Source organism: Pirellulales bacterium (genome assembly GCA_035939775.1).
Lineage (GTDB): Bacteria > Planctomycetota > Planctomycetia > Pirellulales > DATAWG01 > DASZFO01.
On the sequence record DASZFO010000082.1, the window covers coordinates 1 to 6,976 of the forward strand.

The 6,976-nt window shown below is 60.8% G+C and carries 6 protein-coding genes; 2 read left to right on the forward strand and 4 right to left on the reverse strand.

Features of this window, described 5'->3' with window-relative positions; translation table 11 throughout:
- Nucleotides 1-120 precede the first annotated feature (120 nt).
- The 3 genes from VGY55_04685 to VGY55_04695 all read right to left on the reverse strand — a co-directional run bounded on the left by VGY55_04685 (nt 121) and on the right by VGY55_04695 (nt 2,124).
- Nucleotides 121-483, reverse strand: a complete 363-nt coding sequence (locus VGY55_04685; protein ID HEV2969265.1) for a nuclear transport factor 2 family protein — start codon at nt 481-483, stop codon at nt 121-123.
- 56 nt (nt 484-539) lie between these two features.
- Nucleotides 540-1,643 (reverse strand): alkene reductase, encoded by a 1,104-nt coding sequence (locus tag VGY55_04690; protein ID HEV2969266.1) that lies wholly within the window; start codon nt 1,641-1,643, stop codon nt 540-542.
- Between the two features lie 82 nt (nt 1,644-1,725).
- Nucleotides 1,726-2,124 carry a hypothetical protein gene (locus VGY55_04695; protein HEV2969267.1) on the reverse strand — a complete coding sequence of 133 codons (399 nt, stop codon included), beginning with the start codon at nt 2,122-2,124 and terminating at the stop codon, nt 1,726-1,728.
- A 199-nt stretch (nt 2,125-2,323) separates the two neighbouring features.
- Here VGY55_04695 and VGY55_04700 point away from each other — a divergent pair, with 199 nt between their 5' ends.
- Both VGY55_04700 and VGY55_04705 read left to right on the forward strand, forming a co-directional pair.
- Entirely contained in the window at nt 2,324-2,806 is a 483-nt protein-coding gene (locus tag VGY55_04700) for a MarR family transcriptional regulator (protein ID HEV2969268.1), read from the forward strand.
- A gap of 170 nt (nt 2,807-2,976) precedes the next feature.
- The gene (locus VGY55_04705) at nt 2,977-4,056 is read left to right on the forward strand and encodes a hypothetical protein (GenBank protein ID HEV2969269.1); all 1,080 of its coding nucleotides are present in this window, start codon (nt 2,977-2,979) and stop codon (nt 4,054-4,056) included.
- A 153-nt stretch (nt 4,057-4,209) separates the two neighbouring features.
- Here VGY55_04705 and VGY55_04710 read toward each other — a convergent pair whose 3' ends face one another.
- On the reverse strand, nt 4,210-6,903 hold the full coding sequence (locus VGY55_04710; GenBank protein HEV2969270.1) for an aspartyl protease family protein: 2,694 nt from the start codon (nt 6,901-6,903) through the stop codon (nt 4,210-4,212).
- Between the last annotated feature and the right edge of the window lie 73 nt (nt 6,904-6,976).

The window sequence follows — 6,976 nt, forward strand, 5'->3', positions numbered from 1 at the left end:
GTACCCGGTCCGGGAGTTGAACTGGCCCGGGGCAGGCGACCTGCTTGCTTTGAGCTGGCCTCGGCGGTGCACAACCGGATCGAGACCCCGCCTTCGCAGCGTCTCGGTATCGGAGGCAGCTCAGGGGAGCTTGTCGAAAAAGAGATAAAGGGCGGCAATCCGGCCGTCCCGGGCAATGATGAAATCAGTCCCGGCGTAAGCGGGCGCCTCACCAGGGCGGCCCGATACCCACTGGATCCGCCCGCCATTGCCCAATTCCTCAGGTTCGGCAATTGGCTGATATCGAAAGTCAGGGTGAGTTGCCCGGATCGCGCCCGCGACGCGATCGATCGCGTCGCGGCCACGGTGGGCCCCACTGGTAGGATCGTAGAACACTCCATCGTCGGTGTAGATTTCGTCGATGGTGGCCCGCCGACGCGCGGGGTCGTTTTCACCGAACACGTCTTGAAGATTGCGAGTCAGCAAGATCGATATGCTGGACATGGCTTGTCTCCTTTCGGCGTCGAGCGTGGCTTGTTTTTGTCGAATTACCCGAGGTCTTAACTCCGAGTGGGCGACAGTGCGTAGGCCGGGAAATCCGTGTACCCCTTTCCCCCGGTGGGCGAGGACCAATCGGACATCGGCGCTGGTTCGGCCAGCGGCCAGCCGTTCCTGAAGCGCTCCACGAGGTCCGGGTTGCTGATGAAAGGTCGCCCGAAGGAGATCAGATCGGCGTGTCCCTCGGCAATCGCCTTCTCTGCCGTCTCCTTGGTGTAGCCGCAGTTGCCCACGAGCGGGCCGTGGAACACCTTGCGGAACTCGGCCAGTGTCATCGGCTCACCGAGGTTGTGGAAGCCAAAGGCCAGCCCGTCTACTACGTGCAGGTACGCCAGCCCGAAACGGTCGAGTTGACTAGCAACGAATGTGAACTGCTCCCGGAAATCCGGCGACCCCATGTCGTTGTACGGACTGTTGGGCGAGAGATGCACGCCGACCCGGTGGGCGGGCCAGACGGACGTGACGGCTTCGGTCACTTCCTTCAAGAAGCGGTAACGGTTCTCGATGCTGCCGCCGTACTCGTCCGTGCGGTGATTTGTTTTCGACTGAAGAAACTCGTCAATCAAATACCCATTGGCGCTGTGGAGTTCCACGCCGTCGAAGCCTGCTTGCTTGGCTCGCTCGGCAGCTTGTCGGTAATCCTCCACGATCAGTGAGATCTCCGACGTTTCCAGCGCCCGCGGGACTTCGTGCGGCTGCTTGCCAATGGGTGTGTGGATCTCCGGCTCGTTGATCTTGATGGCCGAGGGAGCGACGGCGGGCCTGCCGCCGTGGAAGCTGCTGTGGGACGCCCGTCCGGTATGCCAAAGCTGGACGAAGATCACACCACCCTTTTCATGCACGGCGTCGGTCGTGTGCTTCCACCCTGCGGTCATCTCATCGGTGTAGATGCCCGGCGACTCGTTCCAGCCGTTGGCCTGCTCCGAGATCGTAGTGGCTTCGGTGATGAGCAATCCAGCCGAACTGCGCTGGGCGTAGTACTTGGCCGTTAGTTGATTTGGCAGGCGAGCAGCTCCGGCCCTACCGCGAGTCATGGGCGACAGGACGATGCGGTTTGGCAGAGTCAGGTCAGGCAGACGGAAGGGTTGAAAGAGGATGCTGTTCATGGCTGGCTCCTATCTTGATGGTTGCGCTGAGAACAACGCGAATGAGGCGACATTCTCAATGGTCAGTCCCACTTGAGAAAGGTCATCGAGAGCGATCGGATTGTGTTTCGGTGAAGAAAATTCCGAAGAAAGCCGCGCGGAATTGCCAGTAAACCACGAACCAGAGAGCCGTCACCACGAGACCTGGCACAATTCCGCCTGGATCCATCAGCGCATGGAAAAGCAGAATGTTGACGATCAACGGCCCAGCGATGGTCAACGCCAACGGAACGGTTCGTCGAAAGAGAAACAACACGCCCGCGATCAGTTGCAGCCCAAAAACAAACATCAGGTAGTGCGATGTAAACATGACCGTGAAATACTGTTGGGCCAGTTCGGATGGCGGCGGCGGCGGCGGAATAAAATGCAGAAAACCGTTCAAACCAAAGACGATGAAAACGAGCGCCAGCAAATATCGCGCGATGGTCGCAAGAATCTTCATAGAGTTCTCCTTTTTGCCACGAGTTCTTTTGGTAGTGATGCAGGCGCGCCGGGCTGCAAGCGCCGCGCAGCGAATAACGTTGTCAGTGAATCGTATCGGCCAGGCCTATTGAAGTCAATCATATTGATATCAATATACTTGATTATGGTATAATTAAGCTCCTGATTGGCTAGAACCCGATGAATACTGGATAACTTCCATGAAAAAAGATGCTCCGACCGCCGTGCATGCCTGGCTGGTGATGATGAAGGCCATGCAGGCCATTACGCGATATGGCCTGGCAAACCTCGAGGAAACCGGCTTGGGGCTTTCGGATTTCGCCGTCCTTGAGGCCCTGCTTCACAAGGGACCGCTGCCCGTCAATGTGATCGGCCCGAAAGTCAATCTCACGCCCGGATCGATTAGTGTGGCTGTCGACCGGTTGGTCGCCAAAGGCTTGGTGAGCCGCGCCGAATCCTCTCAGGACCGCAGAGTTCGCATCGTGGCCTTGACCCCCCGCGGAAAATCCGTCATCACCCCAGTTTTCCGCGCGCATGCGGCGACGATGGAGAAAGTGTTTTCCGGCCTTTCGCGCGAGGAAATGCGACAACTCGAACAGCAATTGAAGCGCATTGGGAAACAAGCGGAATCGCTGTTTGACCAGAGCGTTGCAAAAGATCGCGCGGGAAAGAGGCGCGTCTGAGCACGGAAAAATCGCGCCCGGCGGAAATAAGCCCAAAACGCCATTTTCACGATGCGACGAGAAACGGATCGAGCCTCCGACAAACTCAGCTTGACTCGGCCGCTCGTCCGCGAAGAGAATGGCGCTCGCGCGGTTCACGTCAGGAGCGTTCACTTCAAGGAGGAAGAATCATGGTCCGCTCGTTGCTATGTCTGGGAGTCTGCTTCGTCGCCGTGCGGTGTGTTGTTGCCGACGAACCGCTGAAGTATTTGGCGCCAATTCCGCCGACCCCAAAGCCCGCCGCGCAGCCCGCGGCGGCCACGTCGCCGGCCTGTGCTTCGAAGCCGGTCACGGCGATCGCCGGGCGAAAGAAGCTGGAATCGCTGCTGCAAGCGCCCGCCGATTTGGACCTCGATCACAAGATTGTCAGCGTGCAACAGGTGCTCGATGGCCTGCACGCGCGGCATCAACTTTCGATCCGCATGGACGTTGCGACTCTGGCAGGAATGTATCCATCGGACTCGGCGCCAGGCGAAGGGGACAAGACTCCGCAAGCGCTGGTAATGAAAATGCTCGAAGCAAATGTCGACTTCGGGACAGTCGATTTCAAGGCCGTCAGCGTGGCCACCGTCTTGCGGCACGCGCTCGACGCGCTTCCAGCGGGCGATCTTTTCGACGGGTCGGACGGTCTGCCGATCGCGCTCACGAACGCCAATCTGTTCGATTACGTCGTCGAAGACGATTGCTTGCTAATCACCACGCGAATGAAAGCCCTGACATACAAGGAAACTCGCGTCTATTCGGTCAAGGACCTGAAGGACTTCAAGCCCGACCAACTCGCCTTTGTGATTCGCCAGTCGATCCGCCCCTGGAGCTGGCGCTCGCGGATCGACGAACTGGGCGAGCAACTCAAGGCTGGCAGCGAACAAATCTCTCCGCAAGCGCTGGGGTCGATCGTCAAATCCGGCATCCAACTGGCCTCCGCCGAGGCCGGAATCACCGTCAGCGATGCCGAGGACTCGAAAGACAAGCCGGACGCGAAAAAAGACGCCGAGCCGAGCGACGCCCAGCAAATGGCGATGGTGGGCAACGCACTGTCGAACGGCGCGGTGACGTTGGTGCACACGGCGCTCACGGCACTCGAGATCGTGCACTACGCCGATCCACCCACCGGCTCGATCCAAACGCTGCCGGGCAAGCTGATCATCACTCAATCTCAAACCGCCCATCACGAAATCGCCGAGCTGCTCAAGCAATTGAGCGACGAGTGACGGCTGCGAACGCCATCGACAGGGTGGCACTGGCCAGCAACGTCGGCCAGTGCTGGGGACAGTTGAAGTTTGCGGCAACCATCGATTCGATAAGCGCCCAAACGGATCAGTCGCGCGCGGACTGAGTGCAGGACGCGACACGGCACGCGGCGGCTATCGGCGCGCCGGCACTGGCCGACGTTGCTGGCCAGTGCCACACAATCGCATCGAGGCGCCATTCAGACTGTGCACTCCTGAACGCCAGTAGAGGCCGACCGCGGCCAGTCCCAGCAGGCACAAGACGACCGAGCTTGGCTCGGGCACTCCAGCAGCGTTTCCCGCCAGGTGGCGGCTAGCGAGGTAAATGCCGGCAATGCCGATGGGCAATTCCGTGGATCCCGGAGGGCTCGACATGCCTGCGGCAAATGGGGCGTCGCTCTGCAATGGTCCGGCAAGCGCGAAGCCGGGTTGGACTAGCGGATTGCCTCTGGCGTCGGACGCGTCGACCGTCACGAGCGCGGCCGATGTCGAAGTGCCGCCGATCACCAGCGCTCCTTGCACGATGTGATCCGCCGTCAGGCTCGCGCCGGCGTTAACTTGCGTGACGCCCACGCCGTCGATGCCGCCGACCTGTTGTTTGCCGGCCGAGACGAGCAGGGTCGCGGTTGGCGAGCTGGTCGTGACGTTCGTCCGATTGGCGGCCGTCGCGGTCCCCAGCGCTGAGACCGAGCCGGCCAACTCCAGAGTGCCGGCTCCGGAAACGTTCGCCGTTACGCCGCTGCCGATCGTGGCCGAACCGCTAGTGATGTTGAAACGCAACTTGCCGCCAGTGACGAGCAGCGCGCTCGCGTCTGCCAGCGCCGACGAGCCGCTGATTTCCAGCGTGCCGCCGTCGGTCTTGCGGAGAGTGCCTTGAACTGTCGTGGTGCCCGCGGGGACCGAAACCGTAGCGCCCGAAGCAACACCAACACTGGCCAAACCGGTTCCGCTGGTACTGACGGTCAGGCTCGGCAACGTCTGGCCGCTACCGAAATTGACCGTGGAAGAGACCCCGTCGTCGGCGTTGATCGCCAGAGGACCCGTGCCGATCGTGCCCGCGCCGGTGAAGGCGAGTGTGCCAGCGTTGACCGTCGTGCTGCCGGTGTAGCTGCTCGGGGCGGCAATGGTGAGCGTTCCGCCGCCGGTCAGCGTGATGCTGCGGTGGATAGTCTGGCTGCCGCCCGTTTCGCTGATGCCGCCGACCGAGATCAACAGCGAGCTGCCCTGAGCGATGTCGAAGGTCGCATCGTCGGCCAGCACGATATTCGCCTGGATCTGCTGCAGCGCCGTGACTCCGGCCGCCACGCTCACGTTGGCCCCGATGCCGCCGTTGTCGAGTGTGATGCCGTGGCCGGTCACGCCGTCGTTGCCGAGGATATAGCCAGTGCCTTGAGTGTTGTTGAAGACCAGATACCCGGCGAGTTCCGCCCCATCCACGGTCACGGTCACCGACGGCGCGTTGACCGTGTTTTGCACGCCGTTTCCGAATGTAACCGAAAGGCCCGCGCCGCTCGCCGCGATCCCGGAATACCACTTCGCCGTGCCGCTATAACTGCCGCTGCTGCTGGAGTCCCAGAAACCGTCGTAGCTAGGAACGTCATGCCCCGGATCGACGTCGACTAGCATGTCGCCGGTCAAATTGGCCGAATTGCGGAAATCGAAATTGAGTTCGGAAAGGCTTCCGTTGCCGCCGCTGAGGGCGGCTTCGAGCCAACCGGTCGAAAGCATGTCCATTCCGATGACGCCGGCAATCTGCGGATCGACGTCGAGCACGCCGACTTCCAGCCCGCTCCATTTCAAGTCGGTTCCCTGCGCGGTGTGCAGGGCAATCGAATCGGCGGCCACCATCGGCATTTGCACCGTCCCGCCGATTCCTTCGACCGGAAGGTATTCAAGCACGTCGGTGGCCGGATTGATGCCCAGAGCTTTGGCCACGGCCGTCGATAGGATCGAGACTTGGGCGCCGGTATCGATGAGGAAATGTGATTCGACCACGTGCGAACCGTTGTGAAGCTGCACGGGGGCCATCGACAGCGGCGCGGACGTCGGCAGCGGATCGGTCGGATTCTGTTGGCCGTCGAGCGGAAAGTTCACCATTTGCAGAGGGACGTCGTAGCGATGCCCGTTGTTGGCTGGGATCGTGTTCGAGAAGGTGATATGGCTAGTGCCTTCTGTTGGTATTGCCGTAAGATCTGCGGTCGTGTTGCGTCCGACCATCAGTGGCATCCCGGCGACACCGCCGATGTCCTGCAAATCGAGATCGGACGTCGATAGAATCCGCGTCGATGGGAGCGGAATCTGCACGCCGTTAGAGCCCGCATAATAAAAGGTGTAGGCATCGGAAACTCCGGTCGGAGAAATGCCGGCCACGCCCTTCTCGTTGTAAGTGGCCACGGTTTGAAAGTTGGGGTTCGCGGTCAATTCCGATGTCGCCCCAGAAGCGGCCAAAATCGTGCTCGCGCCGGTGTCGAGAATGAAGTTGTTGAAGTCGTTCGGACCCAACAATTGTGGACTGCCGCTCGTGGGCTGGGTCCAGAGCGCGACCTGCACGCCGAGTTCATCGGCGCCAATCGGGTCGTTCGGCCCGAGACTGACAAACCCTCCGGCCAGCGTTCGCGAGGCGAGCGGCAAGGCCAGCGCCGCGCAAGCAGCCGCGAGCATTAGCAGGCGCACCCGCGCACCTAAAAACAGACTAGGCATTAAGCCGACATCCTCTAGCAAAGCGGCGGAGAAGTGAGCGAAGTACCAGAGATGCTGATCGCGCAGCATCTGCGTCGGCGCGATGCCGCGGTAAGGGAGGGATGCCTTGCTCCAATTAGTCTGATGCATCCAGTCGCGCCTGTCAATCAAAACCAAGCGCCAACTACTTCTCCAAGCTCCCGCGCCAAGCATTGACCAGCAA